At 46.5% G+C, this 24,446-nt stretch carries 27 protein-coding genes; 13 read left to right on the top strand and 14 right to left on the bottom strand.

Translation table 11 applies throughout. From position 1 onward, the window contains the following. Nucleotides 1-435: 435 nt before the first annotated feature. Nucleotides 436-1,446 carry a hypothetical protein gene (locus HUG20_RS01740; RefSeq protein ID WP_200087346.1) on the bottom strand — a complete coding sequence of 337 codons (1,011 nt, stop codon included), beginning with the start codon at nucleotides 1,444-1,446 and terminating at the stop codon, nucleotides 436-438. A gap of 194 nt (nucleotides 1,447-1,640) precedes the next feature. Between HUG20_RS01740 and HUG20_RS01735 the strand changes: the two genes are divergently transcribed. Then, nucleotides 1,641-1,928, top strand: coding sequence for a UPF0175 family protein (locus tag HUG20_RS01735; RefSeq protein WP_200087344.1), 288 nt, complete (start codon nucleotides 1,641-1,643; stop codon nucleotides 1,926-1,928). Nucleotides 1,929-2,256: 328 nt separating this feature from the next. On the opposite strand, the gene HUG20_RS01730 is transcribed toward HUG20_RS01735, so the two are convergent. From HUG20_RS01730 to HUG20_RS01715, 4 genes are all read right to left on the bottom strand, one after another. Beyond that, the gene (locus tag HUG20_RS01730; RefSeq protein WP_200087342.1) at nucleotides 2,257-3,249 is read right to left on the bottom strand and encodes an ABC transporter substrate-binding protein; all 993 of its coding nucleotides are present in this window, start codon (nucleotides 3,247-3,249) and stop codon (nucleotides 2,257-2,259) included. 17 nt (nucleotides 3,250-3,266) lie between these two features. Further along, nucleotides 3,267-4,046 carry an ABC transporter permease gene (locus HUG20_RS01725; RefSeq protein WP_200087340.1) on the bottom strand — a complete coding sequence of 260 codons (780 nt, stop codon included), beginning with the start codon at nucleotides 4,044-4,046 and terminating at the stop codon, nucleotides 3,267-3,269. Next, entirely contained in the window at nucleotides 3,979-4,821 is an 843-nt protein-coding gene (locus HUG20_RS01720) for an ABC transporter ATP-binding protein (RefSeq protein WP_200087338.1), read from the bottom strand. Before HUG20_RS01720 ends, HUG20_RS01725 begins: the two co-directional genes overlap by 68 nt. 145 nt (nucleotides 4,822-4,966) lie before the next feature. Continuing rightward, entirely contained in the window at nucleotides 4,967-5,158 is a 192-nt protein-coding gene (locus HUG20_RS01715) for a hypothetical protein (RefSeq protein ID WP_200087336.1), read from the bottom strand. A 371-nt stretch (nucleotides 5,159-5,529) separates the two neighbouring features. Between HUG20_RS01715 and HUG20_RS01710 the strand changes: the two genes are divergently transcribed. Both HUG20_RS01710 and HUG20_RS01705 read left to right on the top strand, forming a co-directional pair. After that, nucleotides 5,530-6,717, top strand: a complete 1,188-nt coding sequence (locus HUG20_RS01710) for a M24 family metallopeptidase (RefSeq protein ID WP_200087334.1) — start codon at nucleotides 5,530-5,532, stop codon at nucleotides 6,715-6,717. A 133-nt stretch (nucleotides 6,718-6,850) separates the two neighbouring features. Continuing rightward, a complete protein-coding gene (locus HUG20_RS01705; RefSeq protein WP_200087332.1) occupies nucleotides 6,851-7,441 on the top strand; it encodes a Uma2 family endonuclease in 591 nt (196 codons plus the stop codon). Between the two features lie 79 nt (nucleotides 7,442-7,520). Here the strand turns inward: HUG20_RS01705 and HUG20_RS01700 are convergent, their stop codons facing one another. The 4 genes from HUG20_RS01700 to HUG20_RS01685 form a co-directional block, all read right to left on the bottom strand. After that, entirely contained in the window at nucleotides 7,521-8,999 is a 1,479-nt protein-coding gene (locus HUG20_RS01700) for an amidase (RefSeq protein ID WP_200087330.1), read from the bottom strand. Nucleotides 9,000-9,022: 23 nt separating this feature from the next. Next, nucleotides 9,023-9,835, bottom strand: a complete 813-nt coding sequence (locus HUG20_RS01695; protein WP_200087328.1) for a serine/threonine protein kinase — start codon at nucleotides 9,833-9,835, stop codon at nucleotides 9,023-9,025. Between the two features lie 192 nt (nucleotides 9,836-10,027). Continuing rightward, nucleotides 10,028-11,236 carry a M20 metallopeptidase family protein gene (locus HUG20_RS01690; protein ID WP_200087326.1) on the bottom strand — a complete coding sequence of 403 codons (1,209 nt, stop codon included), beginning with the start codon at nucleotides 11,234-11,236 and terminating at the stop codon, nucleotides 10,028-10,030. 33 nt (nucleotides 11,237-11,269) lie between these two features. After that, a complete protein-coding gene (locus HUG20_RS01685) occupies nucleotides 11,270-12,199 on the bottom strand; it encodes a bile acid:sodium symporter family protein (RefSeq protein WP_200087324.1) in 930 nt (309 codons plus the stop codon). Nucleotides 12,200-12,328: 129 nt separating this feature from the next. Between HUG20_RS01685 and HUG20_RS01680 the strand changes: the two genes are divergently transcribed. Continuing rightward, complete coding sequence (locus HUG20_RS01680; RefSeq protein ID WP_200087322.1) at nucleotides 12,329-12,577, top strand: NifU N-terminal domain-containing protein; 249 nt, start codon at nucleotides 12,329-12,331, stop codon at nucleotides 12,575-12,577. A 35-nt stretch (nucleotides 12,578-12,612) separates the two neighbouring features. On the opposite strand, the gene HUG20_RS01675 is transcribed toward HUG20_RS01680, so the two are convergent. Next, nucleotides 12,613-12,936: a 2Fe-2S iron-sulfur cluster-binding protein gene (locus HUG20_RS01675; RefSeq protein ID WP_200087315.1), complete on the bottom strand. Its 324-nt coding sequence runs from the start codon at nucleotides 12,934-12,936 to the stop codon at nucleotides 12,613-12,615. Nucleotides 12,937-13,027: 91 nt separating this feature from the next. Between HUG20_RS01675 and HUG20_RS01670 the strand changes: the two genes are divergently transcribed. Next, entirely contained in the window at nucleotides 13,028-13,588 is a 561-nt protein-coding gene (locus HUG20_RS01670; RefSeq protein ID WP_200087313.1) for a beta-class carbonic anhydrase, read from the top strand. A 185-nt stretch (nucleotides 13,589-13,773) separates the two neighbouring features. After that, on the top strand, nucleotides 13,774-13,905 hold the full coding sequence (locus HUG20_RS19320; RefSeq protein ID WP_281392491.1) for a hypothetical protein: 132 nt from the start codon (nucleotides 13,774-13,776) through the stop codon (nucleotides 13,903-13,905). A 94-nt stretch (nucleotides 13,906-13,999) separates the two neighbouring features. Here the strand turns inward: HUG20_RS19320 and HUG20_RS01665 are convergent, their stop codons facing one another. Next, the gene (locus HUG20_RS01665) at nucleotides 14,000-15,250 is read right to left on the bottom strand and encodes a mechanosensitive ion channel (protein ID WP_200087311.1); all 1,251 of its coding nucleotides are present in this window, start codon (nucleotides 15,248-15,250) and stop codon (nucleotides 14,000-14,002) included. Nucleotides 15,251-15,393: 143 nt separating this feature from the next. Here HUG20_RS01665 and HUG20_RS01660 point away from each other — a divergent pair, with 143 nt between their 5' ends. The 7 genes from HUG20_RS01660 (at nucleotide 15,394) to HUG20_RS01630 (ending at nucleotide 22,406) form a co-directional block, all read left to right on the top strand. Next, nucleotides 15,394-16,359: an MBL fold metallo-hydrolase gene (locus HUG20_RS01660; RefSeq protein ID WP_200087309.1), complete on the top strand. Its 966-nt coding sequence runs from the start codon at nucleotides 15,394-15,396 to the stop codon at nucleotides 16,357-16,359. 87 nt (nucleotides 16,360-16,446) lie between these two features. Continuing rightward, nucleotides 16,447-16,698, top strand: coding sequence for a YkuS family protein (locus HUG20_RS01655; RefSeq protein WP_200087301.1), 252 nt, complete (start codon nucleotides 16,447-16,449; stop codon nucleotides 16,696-16,698). 570 nt (nucleotides 16,699-17,268) lie between these two features. Beyond that, complete coding sequence (locus tag HUG20_RS01650) at nucleotides 17,269-18,171, top strand: LCP family glycopolymer transferase (protein WP_200087298.1); 903 nt, start codon at nucleotides 17,269-17,271, stop codon at nucleotides 18,169-18,171. A gap of 110 nt (nucleotides 18,172-18,281) precedes the next feature. Next, nucleotides 18,282-19,586 carry a hemolysin family protein gene (locus HUG20_RS01645; protein ID WP_200087291.1) on the top strand — a complete coding sequence of 435 codons (1,305 nt, stop codon included), beginning with the start codon at nucleotides 18,282-18,284 and terminating at the stop codon, nucleotides 19,584-19,586. Nucleotides 19,587-19,672: 86 nt separating this feature from the next. Further along, nucleotides 19,673-21,280 (top strand): gamma-glutamyltransferase family protein, encoded by a 1,608-nt coding sequence (locus HUG20_RS01640; protein WP_200087283.1) that lies wholly within the window; start codon nucleotides 19,673-19,675, stop codon nucleotides 21,278-21,280. A 12-nt stretch (nucleotides 21,281-21,292) separates the two neighbouring features. Then, entirely contained in the window at nucleotides 21,293-21,868 is a 576-nt protein-coding gene (locus HUG20_RS01635) for a chromate transporter (protein WP_200087281.1), read from the top strand. Nucleotides 21,869-21,875: 7 nt separating this feature from the next. After that, nucleotides 21,876-22,406 carry a chromate transporter gene (locus tag HUG20_RS01630; RefSeq protein ID WP_200087279.1) on the top strand — a complete coding sequence of 177 codons (531 nt, stop codon included), beginning with the start codon at nucleotides 21,876-21,878 and terminating at the stop codon, nucleotides 22,404-22,406. 106 nt (nucleotides 22,407-22,512) lie between these two features. Here HUG20_RS01630 and HUG20_RS01625 read toward each other — a convergent pair whose 3' ends face one another. From HUG20_RS01625 to HUG20_RS01615, 3 genes are all read right to left on the bottom strand, one after another. After that, nucleotides 22,513-23,007 carry a DinB family protein gene (locus HUG20_RS01625; RefSeq protein ID WP_200087278.1) on the bottom strand — a complete coding sequence of 165 codons (495 nt, stop codon included), beginning with the start codon at nucleotides 23,005-23,007 and terminating at the stop codon, nucleotides 22,513-22,515. A gap of 18 nt (nucleotides 23,008-23,025) precedes the next feature. Next, complete coding sequence (locus HUG20_RS01620) at nucleotides 23,026-23,964, bottom strand: MBL fold metallo-hydrolase (protein WP_200087276.1); 939 nt, start codon at nucleotides 23,962-23,964, stop codon at nucleotides 23,026-23,028. 105 nt (nucleotides 23,965-24,069) lie between these two features. Then, entirely contained in the window at nucleotides 24,070-24,435 is a 366-nt protein-coding gene (locus HUG20_RS01615; protein ID WP_200087274.1) for a DUF779 domain-containing protein, read from the bottom strand. Nucleotides 24,436-24,446 lie beyond the last annotated feature (11 nt).

The raw sequence follows: 24,446 nt of genomic DNA, 5'->3' as shown, positions 1-24,446 counted from the left end.
CAAAATGAGACAACCTGTTTTTATATTTGATCAGGGTAGGTATGAAACAGCCATGCTTTGTGTGGCCGTGGCCACGTTAGTGGTCTTGATGATGAAACATGACGATAAAAAAAAGAAGTAACCACCCCTGGGCCGCAATCCAAGAGGGTGGCTACTTCATCTAAACAATAGGTGAACAAATCCCATGGTAAGGGTTGCTCTATTGGGAGACTGTCGGTGCAACCACACCGCGCAGTCTTTTTAACTATATACCTTTTCTAACTTCAGAATACAATAACATCTTTCTGATAGCAAATTAACGAGGTGTGATTGCTCAAACGTCATGGTCTTTCGATCATCTTGGACTACTCGAAAAAAGACATTTTAAAAAAACACACGCAGTGAATTGTAAATGGTTTATTTTGTTATCTTTGTATATTCGCATCTTGTCCTGATTTAAAACATATATTTCGGAAATTTGTTTCCCCGTTTGATATAGCGAGCCATGTCTTGCAGTGATTTCCTTGGCTGAATGCCCTTTTGGACAGCGGATTCATATTCACGCACCCAATCCTCCACCCGCTGATAAGCCATGACTTGCTTCAGCAAAATGTATAATTTCACTTCGTCATTTCTGGCCATGTGGTGCTTTTTGAAAAATGTACGAGCTTCTTCGTATTCGCCAAGCGCGCTTTGTGTCATCACGATCATCTCTACTAAATCGTTGATATACCGTTCATCGCGATACTTGACATGCTTACCCTCTTTCTTGCTGATATCCGCTTCTTTTTCCCGCACTAGATTTTCGGCTATATTTACCGCTTTTTCCTTGAGTGGGGCATTATCAAGAATCTCCAATAACTCTTCCGATAACGATCCTGTTAACGTTTCGAAGTCAATATCGTTTTCCATAATCAACAACAATGATTCCCGAATCCATCGGTCCGGATTCTCTTCTATCTGCTTTTTCAAAGAGATAACTCGTTTAAAAAAATCCGGCTGTGGAATTTTAATCGTATGGAATGGTTCGTCACTTGCAAATGTATAATAGCCGCAAGCATAACACAATAATTTATACAATTCTTCTAAATAGGCTGTACTCGCTTTGGCATTTTGCGGCTGAGCGGCAAGTGTTGTCAACTGATCAACGAGTCTTTTGGCGGTAAAACGCCATTGTGAACGTTCTTTTTTGGGGACAATCCGATTGGGAGCCACATAATTTTGTTTGTAGGCATTGTTAATAAAATTTTTCACTTCATCCTCGACGGTCGCAAAATCCGGCATTTGTACGGTTTTCTTGGCGTTTTGCTTCCTGGTTTTAAATAAATCGGGATTGTCGATCAGTTCGTCAATTTCCTTTGTTTCGCGCATCTTTTTGGGTATCTGTTTATACATTTCCACAATCAGTTCTTGTAACTCATCTTTCTTGCGGTTTTGCAGTTTTTGCCGTATCTCATTTACTTTCATAGATGATTATCCTTTCACCAAAATTCATAAAACGCTGTATGGGACAAGCGTATCACACCCTTCGCATTTAATGAATGAATCTGGGACTTTTAATACCTCCCGATCTTAAGCCAGGACCCTCCAAGTGTATACTTGCAAACCGGAAAAGTTGTATAATAAACAAAAGTAACTTATGCCTAAAAGAGGTGTTTTACATGTCATTAAACAAAAATGATGGCTTTCAGGTTACCATCCCCAACGATTTTTTACCAATACTGCAATTTCTTGATCATTCGGAGTCCTTAAATGATAAAGTTCGTGTTTCTTTAGCCATTTCACTCTTTATTGAAAGAGCAATATCTATGGAACGAGCTGCTGAATTGTCAGCCCTATCCATTGGAGGTTTCATGCAGGTTTTGCAAGACAAAGAGATACCATGGGGGGAATACACAGATGAACATCTCAAACAAGACCAAGTTTTTATCGAAAAGGGTCAACACTAAAATCAATGGTTGATATTCGTGATTAAATATGGTGATAACACTAGCGAGCGAAGGAAAAACACGTAGACGCCTGTGGGAAAGCGCAGGGCGAAGACCCCGCAGGAAAAAAGCGAACGTCTTTTTTCCGGGGAGACTGAGCTTGGGGCCCACGGAAAGCGTCGTGTTTTTCCGTAGCGGTCCCTGCCAATCATCATTTTTTTACAAAAATTATATAAACAGGTATTATGGTTTGTTGATGAACTTTAAGTTGGTAAATACGCGCTCGATTATTCTATAAGTTCCCAAAAACGACGAACCCCCGACCTTACGCCGGGGGCCTTCTCATTCATCATTCCTCTTCCAACACTGTATCTAAAAACTCTGTATTTACCAATCCGTCGATGTCGTCCGATTGCATGTATTCTGCTTCGTAGCTGATGGTGGCCATATCTTGGAGAACGTCTTCATTAATTTCGTACGTAGGATTTAGCCGGTCGCTGGCTTCCAGTGTTTCATCATAATCCAGCGAATCGCCGGTAATCTCTTCAATATGTTCAATGAATATTTCAACGGCTTCTTCTTGGTTTTCTTCAATAAAATCTACGGCTTGGATATGGGCGCGCATATAATCTTCGGTTAAATCCGGATTCCCTTCCGTAAATGCATTGCGAGCCGTAACGACCGTTGTTGTTGATTCGGTTCCCCAAGCGAATTCTTCTTCATCGAGGAGGATGTCAGCATCTGCTTGATTTTCCAAGTACACACCCCATGGTTCTTGAGTAGCAGCGGCATCCACATCATCCTGCAGGAAAAGCGTTGATGTATCCGCCGGCGCTTGCGGAACCATGCTTACCGTCCCTCCGGCATCCTCAACCTCCAATCCTGCATCGCTTAACGCTTCCCGCAACATAATGTCTTGTGTGGAACCGATCGTCGGAATGGCGACACTCATGCCATCAAGGTCTTCGACACTTTCAATGTTCGCACCTTCCCGCGTGGCAAGAACTGCACCCCCGTTCACGGCTCCGGCAACGATTTCATGCTCCGGATTCCGCTGATACGTCGTCGTTGCCGGTGACGGGCCAACCGTCCCAATGTCAAAATCCTCTGTGGACATGGCTTCCATAAACGCACTGCCGTCTGGGAATGTCGACGTTTCAATATTGATATCGTCTCCGAATTCTTCTTCAAAGTAACCATTTTCAAGAGCCACAACCGTTGTAATATGCGTGAAATTCGGGAAATAGCCTATGTGAACTTCCTCGGCATTTTCTTCTGAACCGCCGCATCCGGCAACTCCCAATAAAAGAAAAGCACCGGCGCCGGCCATTATTTTTTTCATGTCATTCATCCTCTCCATTAAGTTCCAAGTCCCCATTTTCTGGCGACGGAGCGCTCCATTCTTAAAAATACTTGATTATCCATAATCGTCCCAATGATTCCGATCACGATCATGATCGACAGCACGAGATCCATCGATTGCAACGAACGACCCATATCTAATAGATAGCCAAGCCCTCCGGCTCCCCCGAGCAGTTCACCGGCCATAATCGCTCGCCACGCAAACGCCCAAGCGACACGAAGACCGGAAATGATGTGCGGCACCGAAGCCGGCAAAATCACCGTCCGTGCCAAATGCGTCCCCGATGACCCCAACGTGCGGGCAGCATTTAAGTAAATGCTCGGTACGTTTTTAAAACCGGCACTGGAGTTCACCGTCATCGTCCACGTCGCGCCAATGGCGACAATAAATAAAATCGCCACATTCCCGAGTCCAAACCAGACGATTGCAAGCGGAAACCAGACAATGCTCGGAATCGACTGCAAGGCAGTGACAAAAAAACCAAGCGTGTCATTGACCCATTTAAAACGAGCAATCAAAAAGCCAAACGTAAGACCGAGCACTACCGCAATGGCAAAACCGATCAATAAACGCCCAAGCGTCACCCCTGTCGCTTCAAGAATCTGCCCCGTGATGAGGCCGTCGACGAGTGTGCCCAATACAGTAATCCCGCCCGGATCATTTGGGATCAGCAAAGGAGGAAACATGAATGTTGGGAATAGATTGGTTTTAGATATAATCTCCCATATGGTCACGATCACGATCACGAACAGCACTCGTCTTAAGGCGGTAATCATCCCCAAACTCCTCCTTCAACACTTTCTCCATCTCTTCTTCCAATTCGCTCATGATGCGTTTTTCCAAGTTTACCAGTACGCTATCGGCAGGATCCCTCGGCCGCGCCGCCTGCACGGTAAACGATTGTTTGATTTCCCCCGGACGCGTGCTCATTAATAATACTCGTTCCGAAAGCGTCAATGCTTCACGAATATTATGGGTAATAAACAAAATTGTGTTTCCGGTCTTTTGCCAAATCTCCTGAAGCTCTTGATGCAAAATAATACGTGTTTGTTCATCAAGCGCGGCAAAAGGTTCATCCATTAAAAGCACGTCAGGATCCATGACGAGCGAACGCGCAATCGCTACCCGTTGTTTCATTCCGCCTGAGAGCTCATGAGGGAAAGCTTTTGTGAAATTGCCGAGATGTACCATCCGTAACCCTTCCATTGCTTTCTCTTCCGCTTCTTTTTTGCTCATTTTTTTCAAATGCAAGCCATATGTAACGTTATCCAGCACATTCATCCACGGAAACAGCCCGCCCTGTTGAAAGACGACTACCCGATCCGTTCCGGGCCCTTTTACTTTTTTATCATTTACCAGTACCTCGCCGGAAGTGGGACTGTCCAAACCGGCGATTAGGTTCAAGATCGTGGATTTCCCGCAGCCCGAAGGGCCTAACAAAGAAACGAACTCCCCTGCTTCAATCTTGAGATCTATATCATGGAGGACGTGGAGCGAATCATCTTTGCCTTTGGGAAACGTTTTATTTACCTGCTCCAAATTCACCTTCATCGGTAATCTTTCCTCCTTTATCACTTATAATCACAAGCATTCTTATAAGGATTATATATTAAATGCGAAAAAGGCGTCAAGGGTAACTTTTTTAGCATAAAAAAGAGCATGGGCATTCAAGATACCGTCATACTCATTTGTTACGCTATTCATTTGTATTCCGGTCCAGAAAAAACTTTACGATGAAAAGAAGAACATAAACCCCGAAGATGATGATCGCGAACCAGTTCATCGCGGTCATATTATTAAAATCCATTGTAATGACCAAAAAGATGAGCAATACAATCACGACGATATCGACCCAGGAAAACAATTTATTTTTTTGTTTCTCTGCCATACGTACCCTCCTTGCGAAACGTCCTGCCACAATTATAATGTTGATCGATGGATTTGCAAACGTTTGGTATAATCTTGGTAAAACCACGAAGGACTGATGCCTGATCGACCCTTTACTTCGAAATGGTATGCTTTTAATGTTTTCCGGCTTCGTTTTACTCTTCCTTTTACTCTGGTTCCCCGACATGAGTATGTTACTGTGGCTGATGATTTTAGCCGCAAGCATTGTCGCGAACGTTGCCGGCGTGATTCGTTTGATCAAATTCGTACGGAAATCCTGAAACGTGCATTTGCGCGATACTGGTTTATTTTTTCGGTATAAGACGACAATCAGATCATATAGCTGTTTTATACAGTCACATCGAGGAGTGGATGTTTATTACCAAAAGAACATTCCGGTTCCATCTGTCCGAGTACAGGGAAAGGCTTTATCATACGAAGAAAAAGATGCAGGATAAAGGGATGGATGTCTTGCTCATTACCGATCCGGCTAATATGAATTATCTCACCGGCTATGATGCCTGGACATTTTATGTCGGTCAAATCGTAGTGGTGAGTGTGGATGAAGAAGAACCGATGTGGATCGGGCGAGATCAAGATGCCAATGGCGCGCATATAACGGCGTGGATGAATGAAAAAAACATTATTCCTTGCCCCGAGGAGTATTATCATTCCGATCAAAAACATCCGATGGATTTTTTTGCTAAGCTCGTTCATCTTATGGGGAAATCCAACCGGACGATCGGCGTGGAAATGGATATGTATTATTTCACGGCTGCAACCTATGAAGCATTAAAACGAGCGTTGCCAAGCGCCAAACTCAGGAACGCAAATGCGCTCGTAAATTGGGTTCGCCTCGTGAAATCCGATCAAGAAATTGCCTACATGAGAATGGCGGCAACATTGGCAGAAAATGCGATGAGCGTAGGCATTGAAAAAATAGAGGCCGACGTACGCGAAAATGATGTCATTGCCGAAGTATACCATGAATTGATCGCCGGCACCGATGCATTTGGCGGCGACTATCCGGCGGTGGCACCGTTAATTCCATCGGGAGATGATACGAGCTCCCTCCACGTCTCGTGGAGCGACCGAAAATTCCATGCGAATGATTTCGCCATTTTGAAACTATCCGGCTGTTCTGCCAGGTATCACGCACCACTGTCGCGAACCATCGCCATCGGTGAAACGCCGGAGAAAATAAAAGAAGCCGGAAAACACTGTGTAGAAGGATTACACGCAGCGCTTGATACGGTCAAACCAGGAGTAACATGTGAAGAAATTGAATACGCTTGGCGACAAACGGCGGAAAAACACGGCGTTTTAAAAGATACCTTCCTTGGTTATTCCATCGGCTCTAATTACCCGCCCGATTGGGGAAGCCATACCGCGAATTTACGGCAAGGGGACCGAACAGTGTTGCAACCGAACATGACCTTTCACATGATCCCTAGACTCTGGATCGATGGTTCAGGCATCGAAGTAAGCGAAACGTTTCAAGTGACCGAAACAGGGTGTGAAACGTTGACGGATTTTGAACGGAGGTTGTTTGTGAAATAATCAAAGATCAAACTGGTTCGGACACTTTCAGGTATGCGAAGAGAAAGTGTCCGACGTGCATCCCATCCTATCAATTCCCACACCACAACCCGGGTGAAAATCCTATGATATACTATGGATGGAGGTGAAATAAATGAAGAAGCCGCAAGATAAAAAATCGACCATCCAAGAACAACCCGCGACTTATGATGATTATGCACAACTTCCCGATGACGGTCGTCGTTACGAATTAGCCGCCGGTGCTTTAGAATTGATGTCACCCGCTCCCACGCCCAAGCATCAAGTGATTTGCTCCAGGTTGCTATCCACCCTAATGGGAAGTTGTGAAAATGAATACATCTCAGTTGTCTCGCCCATCGACCTTATTTTAGCAAACACGGAAGTTCGTCAGCCTGACCTTATTATGATCCACCGTAACAATAAGGAAATCATCACACAGCGAGGCATTGAGGGCACGCCTGATTTGGTGGCTGAAATCTTATCCCCGCATTCCATCAAAAGAGACAAGCAAGATAAACTTTACACATATGAAGACTACCAAATCCCCGAGTATTGGATTGTCGATCCTGCCAACGAAACATTGGAACAGTATGTTCTGACCGAACAGCATTATAAACTTGAAAATATCTTCGAAAAGAAAGATAATGTCCATTCCGAGCGTATTCCATGCGTCTTTTTTGCCATGGAGCAAATTTTAGATGCAGCGGGTGATTTGCCGGGTTAAGGCGAATTATCGCATTACCGAGTGAACCTTGTGAACGAACACCTCTGAAAATTTTTCCATTTCCCTAACTTAATTACGGTCACTCCCCAAAACACACACGACTTTCCCAAAGATCTGATTGTTCCAATTGATGAGCAAGGCGCAAAAGAAGATCCTCATTGCCTTTCGCCGCCATCGCCTGCACACCGATCGGCAATCCATTTCGTCCGACATGAACAGGCATCGATGCTGTCGGTTGTCCGGTTAAATTCGCGAGCTGGGAAAATGGCGAATACTTAAGACTTGGCAAAAACATATCATAAAGCACCGGCAGCGGATCGTGTTTTTCATGTTCGATGGCTTGGATGAGTTTCTGACGTTCAGCTTCAGAATGCGTGAGCTCACCGACACTCGGTGCTGTAAATGCGGTTGCCGGTGTTAGATAAAGATCGTATGATTCGTGGAGTTCCGCCATTTTCGCCGCAGCCGTATCCCAGGCTGCCAAGCTGCGCGTGAACGTTGCCGCGCTCACCGCTTGTCCCGCTTCACTGAGCACCCACGTCTCGATTTCAATATCATCGGGCGTAAGCGCACGTCCGAGCGATTCTTCGATACTCACCCTCAGCGCGGCCATTTCACCGCTGTTCATAAGGTAATACTGTTCCATTAGCGCAACACCATCAATCCCATTATCAACGTCTTCAATCTCATGCCCTTCCGTCTCCAGAAACGTTACGACTTTTTGGAGCGCTTCCTTCGCATCTTCTGAGACTTCGGTTCCCACAGGCGAGCGGTTTGAAAAAGCAATCCGCAGCGGCTTCGCAAAGGGATTGGACATATCGTCTGCATAAACCCCTTCATATCGAGGCCAATGAAAAGCAGCTTCCGGTTGTAGGACTTGCAGACCATCAAGGAGTGCGGCACTGTCACGAACTGTCCTCGAAAGTACGAAATCAATGGCCGCACCCTGCCATTGCCTTCCCGTGCCTGGCCCGACCGGCATACGCCCTCTCGTTGGTTTCAAGCCGAATAGTCCTGTCAAAGAAGCGGGAATTCGAATGGATCCGCCGCCATCGCTTGCACCTGCAACCGGCACAATCCCAGAAGCAACAGCAGCCGCTGACCCGCCGCTTGATCCTCCCGGAGAATGGTTTACGTTCCAAGGATTCCGCGTAGGACCATAGAGCCCAGGCTCCGTAATATTTTTCAACCCAAACTCTGGCGTATTCGTATAACCTGTGAAAACAAACCCTTGCTCACGCAACTTTTGGACCAAGTAGCTGTCCTGCTTCGCAATATTGTTTTTCATTACCTTCGCCCCTGCTGTCATCGGCTCCCCCTCGATCGATTGGGAAATATTTTTTAAAAGAAGGGGCACACCGGAAAAAGGACCACGCAAATGCTGTTGCTCTTTCGCGCGATTGCTTCGGTCATAAATGACGGCGTTCAACGCCGGATTCACTTTTTCTTTCCGATTCGTGCTAGCATCAACGAGTTCAGCCTGGGTGACATCTCTATTTTTGACCATTTTCGCCATTTCCGTGGCATCCAAGGATAAGTATTCATTTTGAGCGAGCATAGCGGCACCTCTTTTAAAAAATATTAATACCCCCACACCTCCATCGTAACGTCGAGGGCTTTTTTCCACACTTCGTGGAACGTTTTAACCGTTTGGAACCGTTGTTCTTTTTGTTTGCTTGTGGCTCTTTTCGCGACTTTGTGGATGGGGCTTCCGGCTAAGTTTTGGTCCTTCCCCAAGAATGCGAAAGCGGCTGCGCCCATTCTATAGACATTCGTTCGCTCATCGAGAATTTCGCCAATGTGGAGCTCCTCCGGTGCCAGGAAACGCCTTGAGCCGGGCGGGCGTTCCAAGTCATTGGTGAACGGTACTCTTTCGTAATGATCAATATCACAAATTTTCACCTTTCCGGCGTCCTTATCATAAATGAGGCTCTCATCGTGGAAACCGATCGATACAAAATTCTTTTTCTCGACAAATGCGTGAAAAGTATAGATCGTATCCAATATGTTCAATCTTTCTTGAAAAGACAAATGATCAATGTTCAGATGTCGCATATTCTCTCCCTGTGCCCAATCAAATTGGAGAACATAGCCGTCTTTTAATTCTTCATGATGAACGAGCCTGATGAGAGAAGGGTGTTTCAAAAATTCATAGTTTAATTTCGCCCGTTTTAACCGTTCAACTGCATCTTCCGGTTTTCCGGAATACCTCAGCGGCTGAGCGCCGGCATACTTAATAAACCGTTGCACACCGGTCGATTTAATACCAAAACAGAGGTTGCCGGAAGCTTGATCATCAAACACGGTAAAAACTTTCCCGAACTTCTTTAACCAGCGAAAATCATGTTTTTCTGTCAATGCGAAAGTGACACCGTCCGTTTCATGCCAAATCACATTAGCCCCTCCTCGCCATTTTCTTCGACTATACCATATTGAACAAAAATTACGCCGCATTTCCCTTCAAAATCTTCGATTTAGGTGGAGAGGTTCACAACAATTGATAATGCATCTTTCGTTGCACTCTACACATAATATGCTGACTTCCATAATATAGAAGCCAGCAATATAGACCTTCTGTGCACTTAGTCAGGGAAACTTCGGAAATGACGACTCACTATCTCCATCTCTATTATACTTCTCCACAATCCCCAAAAACAGCTTTCCAATATTCAGCAACCCTTCTTCATCAAAATTAAAGCGCGGGTGATGGTGGGGATAATGAGTGCTTTCATCGTTCGTTCGCGCCCCTACGTGGAAAAACACCCCCGGTCGTTCTTGCAAATAAAAAGCGAAGTCTTCGCCGCCGAGATGAGCAGGCCTGGAAATCAGGGCTTCTTCGCCAAGCGCCTCTTCCACCACTTCGCCAAGCATGCCCGTTTCCTGCTCATGATTCACAAGCGGCGGATAGCCATTCAAATAATCCACCGTACAGTTTACATGCGTCGATGTTTCCACACCCTTTACGATCGAACGGAGTTCCTCCTCGATTTGCTCACGTGTTTCTTGGTTGAACGTCCGCACGGTTCCCTCGATATGCGCCGAATCTGCAATGACGTTAAACGCCGTTCCCGCTTGAAAAACACCAACGGTTACGACCGCTGTATCCATCGGATCTACACGCCGGGCGACGATTTGCTGGAGTTCAGTGACAAGCTGCGTCCCCGCGACCACAGCATCTTTCGTATGATGCGGTCGCGCACCGTGACCGCCTGTACCCTGAACATGAATGGTAAATGCATCTACCGCCGCCATGATCGGCCCGCTCGTGACGTTGACTTGCCCAAGAGGAATGTCGGAAGCAACATGGGCGCCAAAGACAGCATCTACCCCGTCAAGGCAGTTATCATTAATCATTTCACGCGCCCCACCCGGCGGCTGTTCTTCCGCATGCTGAAAAAGAAACACGATCGTCCCATTTATTTCCGGGTTTTTTTCCGCCAAAACACTTGCCACGCCGAGCAGTGCCGCCGTATGGCCATCATGGCCGCACGCATGCATAACGCCGGGGTTTTGCGACTTATAGCTGACATCGTTTTCCTCTTCAATCGGCAGCGCGTCAAAGTCTGCGCGAAGGGCAATCGTCGGACCCGGGTTTTCACCACGTAAGTAAGCCACCACGCCACGGCCACCGACGTTTCGTTTCACGTCCAACCCTAACGTCTCCAGTTTCTCAGCGATAAACACCGGTGTCTCTACTTCGTGAAACGATAACTCCGGATAGGTGTGCAAATAGCGTCTCCACTGCACAATATCTGAAAATAAAGCTTCCAGTTTTTCAATGTCGGTTACGGTCATTTTTATGCCCCCTTATTCATAACGTTTCCGTGATCAATGATCGGAATTTTTTCGGTTCCAATAGTTTGCAAGAATTGGACCTGAAATATTGTGCCATACGCTAAATATTGCTCCGGGCAAAGCGGTCAAAGGGCTAAAGTGAGCAGCACCGAGGCCGGAAGCGAGCCCGGAGTTTTGCATGCCGACCTCGATGGAAACGGCTCGGCATTGCGCGGGATCAACCTTTAACAGTTTCGCAATCCAATAGCCCAACAAGTAGCCTCCGCAATTGTGAAGAAATGCTGCAGCGAAGATCGGCAGGCCAACTTCAATGATTTGTTCCGCATTTGCCGCCACAACCCCCATCACGATAAGAATGATCGCTGTCACGGATACAAGCGGAAGTGCCGCTGTCACCTTTTGAACGCCCCTGCTAAAGAAGGAATTAAAGATAACACCGAGAATAATCGGAATAAGGACAATATGTGTAATGGAAAGAAAAAGATCAAATGGATCCACAGGCAGCCAGTTATTCGCAAGCCCGTACATGATCAACGGAGTGGCCACCGGCGCGAGCAATGTGGAGAGCGTCGTCATCGTTACCGATAACGGAACATCCCCTTTTGCCAAATAAACCATCACGTTAGAGGCAGTTCCGCCGGGCACCGATCCCAAAAGAATAATTCCGATCGCTATTTCAGGCGGAAAACCAAATAACCAGACGATCAACAATGCAAGCAGCGGCATCACCGTAAATTGCAATAAGACACCAATAATGACATGAGCGGGTTTTTTAAAAATCATCGAGAAATCCGTCGCCTTTAACGTTAGACCCATGCCAAACATAACGATCCCGAGAAGAATATTTACCGCATTGGACAAGACAGCTAATTCCGTAAAAAAATAAGCAAAAACTGCGGCCACGATGACAAGGGGGGCAAAGTATTTGCCGGTCCAGTGGCTAATGTTTGTAAGTGTGCGCAATGCAGTGTCGCTCCTTGTGATATAGTAGATAAGGCACCTAAATCAAGCGTCCGACGTATGCTTCGTTTAATTTTCTTTCACAATAATGTTATGATGGGTTCAGGATAAAATAAGGAGGGACAACCCCTGATGAATGTACAAGCCGAACCAACCCCGAATCCGAATGCGATGAAGTTTACTGCTGACCAAACGATTTTTGAACAGAGCACATCACTGAAAAAAGGGGAAGAAACGGAGCATCCGTTCGCAAAAAAATTGCTCGTTATCGAAGGTGTCGACAACATTTTCGGCATCAATGATTTCGTTACCGTCAATAAAACCGATGATGCCAACTGGGATGATTTGTTGCCCGAAATTGAAAAAGCATTCGAAGACTAATTAAAAAACGGGAGAGCCGCAGTGGCTCTCCTTTTTTAATCTTCCGGACGCTTGCCCGGTTCCAAACCCGTCGTGGCCGTTGTTTTCACCGGTTTCACCGTAAGGTTGGAATAAACACGGTTTTGGCAAGAAAGTCGAATCTTCGGATCAATGATTCCCTTATCGTCAAGAATCGCCGCTTCTGCTTCCCCCTTCGAGGCTAACTCTCCTTCCAACACCTCACACCGGCATGTTGTACACTTTGCATTCCCACCGCATCGGTGCAAAATATCAATGCCGTTGTCCTCCAACGCAAGTACAAGTTTTTTTCCTTCTTCCACTTCAAACGAATGCTTTCCATCTACATGAACCGTTGGCATAACTTCTATCGCTCCTTTATGTATGTTATATAAATCCTAACACATTCTTGTAATTTTTGATAAAATATAGCTAAAGGAGTTGAGATCCCGCATGTACCTAGACACTATTCTTGATTACAATCAGCAATTTGTCGGTTCAAATCAACACGAACCTTATAAAACAAGCAAACTGCCAAACCATAAATGTGTGGTATTGACGTGCATGGATACACGACTGGTTGAATTATTGCCGGCAGCCATGAACATCAAAAATGGCGATGTGAAAATGATCAAAAATGCCGGAGGAATGATTACAAGCCCTTATGGCAGTGGCGTTCGCAGCCTACTTATCGCGATTCATGTCTTACAGGCGGAGGAAGTGCTGATCATTGGGCATAAAGATTGCGGGATGCAACAACTTGATCCTTCATTCGTGATGAAACAAATGAAAGCAAAAGGGATTACAGAAGAAGAAATTCAATCCGTTACAGACGATGGCATAGATGTAGAAGAATGGCTGGCGGGTTTTGAAACAGTGGAAGAAGCAGTAACAAACAGTGTGGATATTCTCAGAACGCATCCTTTATTTCCGACAGCGATCCCGGTGCACGGCCTCGTCATTCATCCGGAAAGCGGGGAGCTTTCCATCGTAACGCGCGGATACAGGCAATGAACGCGGGGGCGGAACCGGGATTTGCGGGTCAACTATGAAATGGCTGATATTTTGTTAGGGACTGCTGAATAACGGAAAAAGATTGGCACATAAGCATTTTCCGTTGATGTTGTCAAAACTGGATGCAAGAAAATCTATCCTAAAAGCAGAAAACCCTTGCACGTCTGGCAACACACGGAGGGACGGTGCTGCAATGGCGAGACTCCAGCGGAAAAACGGACGCGTCAAGACCCCGCAGCGCCGGTTTTGCGCGAGGAGGCTTGACCGTTCGTCCGCGGAAAGCGAAGCCATGGAAGCGGCATCCCGACTCCAACTAATATATGTAAGTTGTTCAGCAATCCCTTGTTAGTTTTGGCTAATAAAACCGAAAAAAGACGCGCATAGGAGATTTACTCCAGCGCGTCCTTTTCATTATGAATCCCGGTCTTCTTCCTCAGCATCTTTTTTCTTCAAACGGTTCTCAAACTTGTCCAACTGTCTCGTTGCGAAGTCGCGTCCGCCAATCCCGAAGGAAATCGCGAAGGCGATGGCCAAGCCGCCGAGAATCAAAAGGAAGGCAATGTTTACGATTGAGCTTGCAAACCCGAGCTGCTCCAATGTCATAAATACGGCGAAGAGCAGGATGGTATATTTTACGATCAGCCCCGAAAACGAGCTGCGCGTATAGCGAACAATAGCTTTTTCAAGGAAATTACCGGCGATAAGGCCAAGCCCGATGATCAACAGTGCACTGATGAGCATTGGCAGGTAGATGATGATGGCATTTCCTATCTGATTGAGCACATTTAAATCAATGACTTCCAAAGCTTGAACGGTGAAGAACAGGATGATCAACACTTGGACAATTTTGCCCAGAACATCCGGAAGATCAAATTTCTGGTCCTCCCGTGGACCGAAGCCGATCGCTTCGTACACGCGATTAATATTCGTGCGATTTAATAAACCAGTTAACAGACGAGCGACAAAGGTAGCAATATAATAACCGGCAATTACAAGAATAATTGCGACAAACAAACTCGGAATGATGTTCACTATCGTGCTCAACACAACAACAACCGGTTCGGAAATCGTTTCTATGCTTAACGCTTCCAAGGCAATGATGATAATTGGAATTAAAACGATCACCATGACGATATTTGCCAGTGTCGTGGAAAGCTTCGCTGCGTCCGGTCTCTCCGCTTGATTGGATTGCAATTTATCGAAAAAACGATCAAAATTAACGGTATCCAGTGCACTTTGCACAAGATTGCGGACCAAACGGGCGATTAAAATGCCAACGATTAAAATAATCGCCGCCAGTAACAGATTAGGTAAAAATAGAAGCAACGACTCCATCATATTTGAGATTGGCTGTGCCACGGATGTCATATTCAATGCATCCAAAATACTGGGCACAAACAGGATGAAGACTAAATAATAGCCGATCGATCCGGCGGACACCGCCAATTGTTCACGACTGTCTTTATTTTCATTTCGCTCGCTCCTGCTTCCATTTGCTTCTTGTTCCTTAAACTCCGGCAATTTTATTTTCCGGATCACAGTTGAAATAATGCCCTTTACAATTTTGGCGATCACCCACGCCAACAATAATAACAAGAGTGCCGTTATAATATTAGGCACGGCTTGCAAAAGTTGTGAAAGCATATTTTCCATTTCATTCATTTCCATTCACTCCCATTATAATATGTAATATAATATAGAGTTACCCCAGTACTATATTTGATAAACATAAATAATGCGTTTCAAATAAAATTTTTTATGATAAGATGAATTGAAATGATTTTTTTAGAAAGTTGTGTTTAATCTTGAAGATAGAGAAAAGAAACCATACGGTCTATCCCATTATCGTTCCCGTGAACTATAATCTAAAAAGCATTAATTTTTACTTATACCAATCAGATAACACGCTCACCTTGATCGACGCAGGGTTAAACAATGAAGAATGTTGGAATGCCTTAGCGGAAACTTTGAAGGCAAATGAATTTTCGCTACAAGACATAGCGCAAATCTATTTAACCCATCATCATGTTGACCACGTCGGCCTCGTCGATCGAATTGTAAGCGAGCATCCGATTCCTGTATATGCCCACCCCTTTTCCATTCCCCGTTTGAAAAGAGAACGGGATTTCATGGAGCGAAGGGTGAAATTCTTTGAAACATTATACAAGGAAGCCGATTGCGGTGAAGCCGGTCAAACCCAAGTTCGTTACTTAAAGAATGCCTTGCAAAAAAATGAAAAGAAGGCGATGCAGACGGACATTATTCCCTTCGACCAAGCGCAATTAGATCTGGAAATCATGGAAGTCCCCGGCCACGCTCCCGACCAAGTTTCATTTTTCCACGAGGAAACAGGTTGGCTGTTCGGCGGAGATTTGCTCATTCAACATATCTCCAGCAACGCGTTGGCCGAACCCGATTTCGAAGGACGAAGGCAATACCCGTTATTGCAACATATGGATTCGATGAAAGCGGCAGATTCCTTGCAACCGACGACTGTTTATTCGGGTCATGGCGAAGTCATCCAAAGCACTTCCAATTTAGTGCAAAAACGATTCCAAGAAATCGAGGACAAAGCGGATAAACTCGCGAACCTTATCGCCGAAGGATTAACGACGGCTGCTACCCTCGCAAAAAGCTATTATGAAAAAAGGTATGACAGTCAGTTTCCGCTGGTGATGTCGGAAATTCTCGGACATTTGGATTATTTGGAAGCAAAAGAACGGATTGAAAAAGAACAAAAGTCAGGGGTATGGCATTATCATTTGACGTGAACCCATTGAATTCTCCCCATTGTTAAAAGAAAAAGCATAATGAGACGGAACCAGGGAAAGCTGAGCCGGTAAGGGGGTGTGGAAATTATGGCCAGAATCGGAGTGGAAGCCTCACTATCGGATATACAGGCTGCCCTGGAAGAGAAGGGGCACGACGTCGTCCCTCTTCAACAAGAACAAGACGCCATGGATTGCGACTGCTGCGTGACCACCGGGATGGACAGCAATGTCATGGGGATGAGCGATACGGTTTCGCAAGCCCCTGTCGTTGAAACTCAAGGGTTAAACGCCGAGCAAGTATGCAATGAGGTGGAAGATCGCTTAAATCGCGAAGAATAGGGAACCCGAGCCAGGGTTCCCTATTCTTGGTAGATAGGAAAGTTATCTACATAGGGACTGCTGAATAACGGAAAAAGCATGGCACATAAGCATTTTCCGTTGGTGTTGTCAAAGCTGGATGCAAGGAAATCCATCCTAATAAACAAAAAACCCTTGCACTTCTAACAATATACGGAGGGATGATGCTGCTAATGGCGTAGACATCAAAACGGACGCGTCAAGCCTCCGCAGCGCCGGTTTTGCGCGAGGAGGATTGACCGTTCGTCCGCCATGGAAGCGGCATCCCGGCTTCAGCTGATAGCTGCATGTTGTTCAGCAATTCCTACATAAGTTGGGCGAAGGCTTTCGCCATAAAAGCTTGGCGAAAAGCCAAGTTTTCCAACCCTCCCTTTCCGGTGCATGATAGCTTATTTGTCGATTTTGATTTATTTTGCGCTTCCCACCCTTTACCCAGGACCGCTAATTTGACATTGCCCCTTCCCATAATGACGAATCTTCCAATCAAATATCGGCATACATCGCCTCAGACAAGCATATCATTGTGCAGACTATGAATTGGGGAGTTCTATTATGAAAAAAGCGCTGATCATCGCTCTGATCGTTGTTTCCGCTCTTATTTTGGTTGTAGGCGGCTTCGCGCTTTATCTTTATGTTTCGTTTTCATCGACAGCTGATGATATGCTTGCGCCGATTGACCGTGAAGGTTCAAGTATCCGCTCCGAAGAGATTAATTTTGAAGATAACGATCCTGTTTCTTTTTTATTGCTCGGCTTGGACGCTGAAGAGGTGGATTACGGACGAGCGGATACAATCATCGTTGTAACCGTGAACCCCGGCGAGCAGTCCATTAAGATGCTCAGCATTCCTCGCGATACAAATACAGAACTCGCCGGAAAAGGTTGGAATGATAAAATCAACCATGCCTATTATTACGGCGGAGAAAAGATGGCGATGGACACGGTAGAACATTTTTTGAAGGTGCCCATCGATTATATCGTTACGGTCAATATGGATGGATTTGCAGAAATGGTCGACGCGATTGGCGGCATTACCGTCAACAATAATCTGGGATTCGAATATGACGGAGAAACGTTTAAAAAAGGAGAATTGGAATTAAGCGGAAAAGAAGCCCTTGCATTCGTACGCATGCGACAAGACGACCCTCTCGGGGACTCGGGGAGGAATGACCGCCAACGCCAAGTCATCGAAGGCATCCTGCACGAAGGGGCCAACCTGTCATCCGTCACAAGCATCGGATCCATTCTTGATGCGATTGGCAAAAATGTACAGACAAACATGGAGTTTCAGGATATGATCGACATGCAAAGCTATGAATCCGGCATTCACGATCTTGAACAACTTACCCTAAGCGGCGAACATGGACGTTTGGACGGTGTGTACTATTATGTCGTCGATGAGCTGGATAAGGAACGTGTATCAAATACGCTACAGAGACATTTGGAACTTGAATAGCAGTGACTTGTTCGTTTTTTATTGACGGATACAAGCACATTGACTCCCTTCTTCTCTTTATTCGTGATATACTCTTCGTAACACATGCGATTATAGGGGAGAATGTACCGTTGAATATTGGTGTTAGTGTCGTCTTGTTTGTTTTTTTACTCGTTGCAACAGCGTTTTTTGTGGCTGCGGAACATTCCATCTCGCGAATGCGCAACACCCATCTCGACGCACTCGCTGCTGAAGGCCACAAAAAAGCTACACTCCTAAAAAAAATGACCGCACATCCCGAAGGATATCGCTCGGCTGCTCAACTCGGAATTGCGATGACGACGATCGGCTTGGGCTGGCTAGGCGCACCTATGACCGAAACGATTTTGGCGCCGCTCCTTACCTCCTTAAACGTGCCGACGGAAACAAGCACCCTTATATCTTTTATTATCGCCTTCGTCTTTATCACTTTTTTTTACATCGTGATCGGGTTGCTGACACCCAAAACAGCTGCGATGCAACACTCGGAGACGATTAGTTTTGCTGTCGCGCGATTGCTTCGTTTTTTTTATTTCATTGCTTATCCGGCAATCGTTGTCCTTAACGGGGTGGCTAACGCTTTTGTGCAATTGTTCGGCCTGACGCCGGCGAAACATCTGGATGAAGCCCACACGGAGGAAGAATTGCAAGCACTGCTCACGGAAAGTTTGCGACACGGAGAAATCAATCAAGCCGAGTTCGGCTACGTCAATAACATTTTCGCATTCGATGAACGAAAAGCGAATGAAGTCATGGTTCCGCGTACGGATATGGTTTGCATCTATCGGGACGAACCCTTAGAAGCGGCAATAAAAAAAATTACAGATAAGCGGTTCACACGTTACCCGATGGTTGGCGAAAATAAGGATGATGTTATCGGCTTTATTAATACAAAAGAGTTTTTGCTGGTTAATTTGGAAAGAGAACAAATAAACATCGATGAGATCACACGCCCCGTCCTCACCGTTTCCGACCAAACCCCGATCAAACGGCTGTTGAAAAAAATGCAAACCGAGGGCGCACACTTAAGTATTTTAATCGATGAATACGGCGGAACGGCCGGAATGGTAACGATTGAAGACATTCTCGAAGAAATCGTCGGTGATATCCGCGATGAATTCGACGAAGGGGGAATGCGCGAAATTGAAGAGATCGCCGAAGGCCATTTCCTCGTCGACGGGATTGTACTCATCGACGATATCAACACATATCTCCCCGAGAAAATCGAGGAAGACGACTTTGATACGATCGGCGGTTGGTTGTTTTCCATGAACCCGAACATCCACGAAGGTGAAAAATGGGAAATAGGAACGATGAAAATACGCGTCATCAAGCGGGATGCGTATCGCTACCGAAAACTGGAAATTGTTATGGAAGAAAAGGAAGAGAAAGCATAGCGAAGGTTGTCCAACAGGACAGCCTTCTTTCTTTCATGATAGAATGGTAGACAATATTTTTAAAATAAAGAGGTGGCGATCCCATTATGTTGCAGTTTGATCCGTGGTATCATCCTTATCCTTCAAAACGAAGCCCCATATATAGCCAGCGCGGAATGGTTGCCACTTCGCAGCCGCTCGCATCCGAGGCCGGACTTGAAATGCTAAAAAAAGGCGGGAATGCCGTGGACGCCGCAATAGCAACGGCCGCAGCATTAACCGTCGTTGAACCTACATCCAACGGAATTGGCAGCGATTTATTCGCCATTGTCTGGCTGGACGGAAAAATGCATGGCATGAATGCCAGCGGTCGGTCCCCAGGCGGCATTTCAATTGATGCTGTGAAAGCGCGCGGGCACGAAAGCGTTCCCAGAAACGGTTTGATTCCGGTGAACGTCCCCGGTGCTCCCGGAGGTTGGAGTGCGCTATCGGAACAATTTGGGAGATTATCCTTGAGGGAAGTGCTTGCTCCGGCCATTCGGCTGGCTGAGGAAGGTTTTCCGGTGAGTCCTATCGTATCGAAACATTGGAAAGCAGCGGTTCATTTATATCCGGCTGACGAGCCGGCGTTCAAACCTTGGTTTGATACGTTTACCCATCAAGGGAATGCGCCCGATCCCGGAGATGTTTGGCATTTCCCCGACCACGGCGCTACATTGCGAAAAATCGCAAAAACAAACGGAAAAGCTTTTTATGAAGGAGAAATTGCCGAACGTATCGATCATTTTTCGCGTGAACATAACGGCTTTCTACGTGGAGAGGATATGGCTCGTTTTCGTACAGATTGGGCTCAACCGCTATCGGTACATTATAAAGGCTATGATATTTGGGAACTTCCACCGAATGGTCAAGGGCTTGTGCCCCTCATGGCAATGAATATTTTGAACGGGTTTGATTTGCCGGCAAAGGAAAATACGGAGGCATACCACGTGCAAATGGAAGCACTTAAGCTGGCTTTTAGGGAGGGATATGAACACATTACCGATCCGGCGCACATGCGCGTAACTCCGGAAACGTTGCTCGCTTCGGAATACGCAGCTGAACAGCGAGCGCTGATCGGCGAAAAAGCCATCGATCCGTATGTCGGCACGCCACCACGCGGAGGAACGGTTTATTTAGCCACTGCCGACGGAGACGGCAACATGGTTTCCATGATCCAGAGCAATTATGCTGGGTTCGGCTCCGGCATCGTTATTCCCGGCACCGGCATCAGCATGCAAAACCGCGGCTGGGAATTTAAGTTGGATGAAAATGCCGTAAATGCATTGGCACCGAATAAACGGACATATCATACAATTATCCCGGGATTTTTAACAAAAGGCGGCGAGCCTGTGGGACCGTTTGGCGTTATGGGCGGATACATGATGCCGCAAGGCCATTTGCAAGTGCTCGTCAATGCTATCGATTACGGGCTAAACCCACAAGCCGCCCTGGACGCGCCACGTTGGAAATGGATCGGAGGCAAAAGCCTTGAAGTGGAACCCCATTTCCCTGCGGAGATCGCACGGAAACTCGTACGCAAAGGCCATCATATCCGGCCGACGTTGGAAGCCGGAGGATTTGGCCGTGGGCAAGTCATTTGGCGAAACCAGGAAACCGGCGTACTCGTAGGCGGAACCGAACCCCGGGCGGACGGACATCTTGCGATTTGGTGAGGGGTGATTAAGATGGATTTTCGAAAACAGGGGCATATTTTCGTCGCCATGTTACGGGCGAATTTGCTCGGCTATGGCGGAGGTCCGCCAACCATCCCACTGCTCCATAAAGAAATCGTGGGGACATACAAATGGATGGACGATGAAGAATTCAGCGATATCGTTGCCCTGGCGAATACATTACCCGGACCGATTGTCACAAAGTTAAGCGGCTACATCGGCCATTACGTCGGAGGCGTCACCGGTATGATTAACGCCATTATCGCGGCTGTTTTTCCGACGGCGATTCTGACTATTCTTTTGGTCGGGACGCTTGTTTCTTTTCAAGATATCCCTGCCGTGCAAGGAATGACCCAAGCGATCGCACCGGTGGTAGGCGTCTTGCTCATCGTAATGACCTATAATTTTTTAAAACAATCCAAACAGAAAGTCGGGTTTTGGGGCACGTTTATTTTAACGATTGTAAGTTTAGCCGTGCTTGAATGGCTTAATGTCCATCCTGCCATATTGATCGTTCTCTTAATGGCCATTGCGCTTAGCCGAAAGCCAAAGGCTGCACCCGAACGGAAACAAGAACAGAAAGGATAGCCCACCCATGGTTTATTGGCATTTATTCGTCGCATTTTTAATCCCCGGTGTCGTTGGCTATGGCGGGGGACCCGCTTCCATTCCCTTGATCGAACATGAAGTCGTCCATCGGTACGACTGGATGAGCACGCAGGAATTCGGCGAGGTTCTTGCGCTCGGAAACGCCCTCCCTGGTCCAATCGCAACGAAAATGGCCGGCTTCATCGGCTTCGAAATCGCAGGAATTCCGGGCGCACTCATCGCGATTTTTGCCACGGTGGCACCCAGTCTGGCTGCCATGCTTTTGCTGATGAAATTTTTATTAAAATACAAACATCATCCACGCGTCCAACAAATGACCGCGCTCATCCGCGCTCCCATCGCCGTGTTGCTCGGGGTGCTAGCGTTTCAGTTTTTCACCATGTCATGGGAAGACTCCGGAATGGTGCAAACCGTGATACTCGTCGGCGCAAGCCTGCTGCTTTTGGAAAAATTCAAGGTGCACCCAGTAATCGTAATTGGGGGGGCGCTCGTGTACGGAGCGGTGGTGTTGGGTTAGAGACATGGGCGGTGGCGTTATTCTGTCGGATTGGCGTTAGAATCTGGTGGTTTCTCTCGTTATTCTGGCGAATCTGGCACTTCCAGCTCTGAACGATTAACGTAACTTATAGCTCCACCTTCAATTCTTCAATTTGCAGCAAATGTCGGCGTTCGTGTAAACCGATGAATTCAACCCATTGTGCCAGATCCATCGTTCCGAACGCCGGGTGCTTGGCTGACTTTTGCGACAAAATCGCTTCATCTTCGACCGTTTCCAAAGCCTTCAACAATATTGCTCGCGATTGGCTAAGCCTTTCTTTTATTTCCTCGAATGTCATAAATTCATTTGATGGTTGAAATGGCTCCGTTGCCTCTACCTTCTGAACGGAGCGATCCACCGTGAGTTCGATCGGTTTCTTTTTGCGGGCGGGTTGGCTATCATCATTCTCCAGTTCTTTCTGAATAATGGGAGCTGCTAATCCCCGTTCTATTAAATAAAGATGCTCCAACACTTGCGCGATCGTCCAGCGTCCTTCCTCCACTTCACGGTTCAATTGGTCATCAGTCAAATTTTCCGCGCTAGCCAGCACTTCTTTTCTCGCCTCTTCAATTCCTAACATTTTGTACCCCTCCACTTCTTAACGCGAATAATACCAAACACCATGCACTACTTCTCGCTTACAATCTCCTCCATAGCGAAGATACTCGAGGTGCGCGAGTGTTTCGCCAATAGCAAATCTTGTTTCATGAACCGTCAACACTTTTGGAAACAAATGCTGACAGAGATCGTAAACCGTAGACGGTTCGCCCAAATGGCTATGCAACGTTTCCAGGCGCTCGCTATGGTGGTCACGAATTTCTTTCGCTCTTGCATTGGCGCCGGTAAAAGGTTTGCCGTGGGAAGGAATGACATATTCAGCATCTAACGTCTCGATTTTTTTCAATGAATGCAAATACGATTTCAACGGATTTTGATCGCCATGAAACCAATAGGAAATGTTGGGCGTGATTTTCGGCAGCAAGTGATCGGTCGAGAGCAAAACACTTTTTTCGCGATTAAAAAAAACAATGAGGCCGTCGGAGTGACCGGGCGTAAACATCACTTCATATTCGTATTTCCCTATTTGTACTTTTTCCCCTTCTCGGAAAAAGTGATCGATCGTCGGTAACGGTTCCACGCGCGGCACGAACTCTGCCGTATTCGCACGCATCTCATCGGCTTGATGATCAGGAATTCCGGCGCGGTTGTAATATGCGCGCATCTCATCCAAAAATTCACTCGTCCATGCATGTTTCCCCGCTTCAGCGTCGGTTTCCGTCATAAATACACGGGCGCCGGTCTTCTTCTGCATGGCACCGACGTAACCGAAATGGTCGGGATGATAATGGGTCACGAAAATACGATCCACTTTTTTATCCCGTAAAATAGGATCCCAAGCAGCCACCGTTTCATCATTATGTAGGCCGGCGTCGATCACCGTCCAACCGTTATCTCCTTCGGCATAAAATACATTCACGTGATTCAATCGAAATGGCAAGTTCAATCGTAGTGTCTCAATTCCAAGTTCTGGCTGCATGTTTGTTCGTCCTTTCTAAGATGTAAAATAAAGTGTCACTCCCTGAGCGTCGGCCCGAAACACCGGTATAACACCCGGGAGCCTGCTCCCGGGCGGGCAAACATTCTAATTCGCTGTTAGTTGCAGTTCCGCTCGTTCTTCTTCCGTAAACACGCGGGATCGAAGCAGAAAACGCACACCTTCCGGCCCCTCGACGGAAAACATGCCGCCGCGCCCTTTTACAACATCGATGATGAGCTGCGTATGCTTCCAATACTCATATTGATCCTTTGCAATATAAAACGGCGTGCCGCCGATCTCGCCGAGATAACGATCGCTTTTGCCGACCCTGAATTCATCTTTTGGAAAACACATCGGGGAGCTGCCGTCACAGCAACCGCCCGATTGGTGAAAAATAAGCGGGCCGTGTTTCTTTTCCAGTTTTCGAATGAGGGCAATCGTTTCATCGGTGGCTCGGACTTTTTCCACCATATACGGATGCC

This window comes from Salicibibacter cibi (assembly GCF_016495865.1).
Taxonomy (GTDB): Bacteria; Bacillota; Bacilli; order Bacillales; family Marinococcaceae; genus Salicibibacter; species Salicibibacter cibi.
This window is presented reverse-complemented; position numbering and strand designations above follow the sequence as displayed.

Excerpts from the sequence above, each read along its gene's own strand:
- HUG20_RS01740 (WP_200087346.1), bottom strand. The coding sequence starts at position 1,446 with ATGAAAGTAAATGAGATACGGCAAAAACTGCAAAACCGCAAGAAAGAT.
- HUG20_RS01735 (WP_200087344.1), top strand. The coding sequence starts at position 1,641 with ATGTCATTAAACAAAAATGATGGCTTTCAGGTTACCATCCCCAACGAT.
- HUG20_RS01730 (WP_200087342.1), bottom strand. The coding sequence starts at position 3,249 with ATGAAAAAAATAATGGCCGGCGCCGGTGCTTTTCTTTTATTGGGAGTT.
- HUG20_RS01725 (WP_200087340.1), bottom strand. The coding sequence starts at position 4,046 with ATGATTACCGCCTTAAGACGAGTGCTGTTCGTGATCGTGATCGTGACC.
- HUG20_RS01720 (WP_200087338.1), bottom strand. The coding sequence starts at position 4,821 with ATGAAGGTGAATTTGGAGCAGGTAAATAAAACGTTTCCCAAAGGCAAA.
- HUG20_RS01715 (WP_200087336.1), bottom strand. The coding sequence starts at position 5,158 with ATGGCAGAGAAACAAAAAAATAAATTGTTTTCCTGGGTCGATATCGTC.
- HUG20_RS01710 (WP_200087334.1), top strand. The coding sequence starts at position 5,530 with ATGTTTATTACCAAAAGAACATTCCGGTTCCATCTGTCCGAGTACAGG.
- HUG20_RS01705 (WP_200087332.1), top strand. The coding sequence starts at position 6,851 with ATGAAGAAGCCGCAAGATAAAAAATCGACCATCCAAGAACAACCCGCG.
- HUG20_RS01700 (WP_200087330.1), bottom strand. The coding sequence starts at position 8,999 with ATGCTCGCTCAAAATGAATACTTATCCTTGGATGCCACGGAAATGGCG.
- HUG20_RS01690 (WP_200087326.1), bottom strand. The coding sequence starts at position 11,236 with ATGACCGTAACCGACATTGAAAAACTGGAAGCTTTATTTTCAGATATT.
- HUG20_RS01680 (WP_200087322.1), top strand. The coding sequence starts at position 12,329 with ATGAATGTACAAGCCGAACCAACCCCGAATCCGAATGCGATGAAGTTT.
- HUG20_RS01675 (WP_200087315.1), bottom strand. The coding sequence starts at position 12,936 with ATGCCAACGGTTCATGTAGATGGAAAGCATTCGTTTGAAGTGGAAGAA.
- HUG20_RS01670 (WP_200087313.1), top strand. The coding sequence starts at position 13,028 with ATGTACCTAGACACTATTCTTGATTACAATCAGCAATTTGTCGGTTCA.
- HUG20_RS01665 (WP_200087311.1), bottom strand. The coding sequence starts at position 15,250 with ATGAATGAAATGGAAAATATGCTTTCACAACTTTTGCAAGCCGTGCCT.
- HUG20_RS01655 (WP_200087301.1), top strand. The coding sequence starts at position 16,447 with ATGGCCAGAATCGGAGTGGAAGCCTCACTATCGGATATACAGGCTGCC.
- HUG20_RS01650 (WP_200087298.1), top strand. The coding sequence starts at position 17,269 with ATGAAAAAAGCGCTGATCATCGCTCTGATCGTTGTTTCCGCTCTTATT.
- HUG20_RS01640 (WP_200087283.1), top strand. The coding sequence starts at position 19,673 with ATGTTGCAGTTTGATCCGTGGTATCATCCTTATCCTTCAAAACGAAGC.
- HUG20_RS01635 (WP_200087281.1), top strand. The coding sequence starts at position 21,293 with ATGGATTTTCGAAAACAGGGGCATATTTTCGTCGCCATGTTACGGGCG.
- HUG20_RS01630 (WP_200087279.1), top strand. The coding sequence starts at position 21,876 with ATGGTTTATTGGCATTTATTCGTCGCATTTTTAATCCCCGGTGTCGTT.
- HUG20_RS01625 (WP_200087278.1), bottom strand. The coding sequence starts at position 23,007 with ATGTTAGGAATTGAAGAGGCGAGAAAAGAAGTGCTGGCTAGCGCGGAA.
- HUG20_RS01620 (WP_200087276.1), bottom strand. The coding sequence starts at position 23,964 with ATGCAGCCAGAACTTGGAATTGAGACACTACGATTGAACTTGCCATTT.
- HUG20_RS01615 (WP_200087274.1), bottom strand. The coding sequence starts at position 24,435 with ATGGTGGAAAAAGTCCGAGCCACCGATGAAACGATTGCCCTCATTCGA.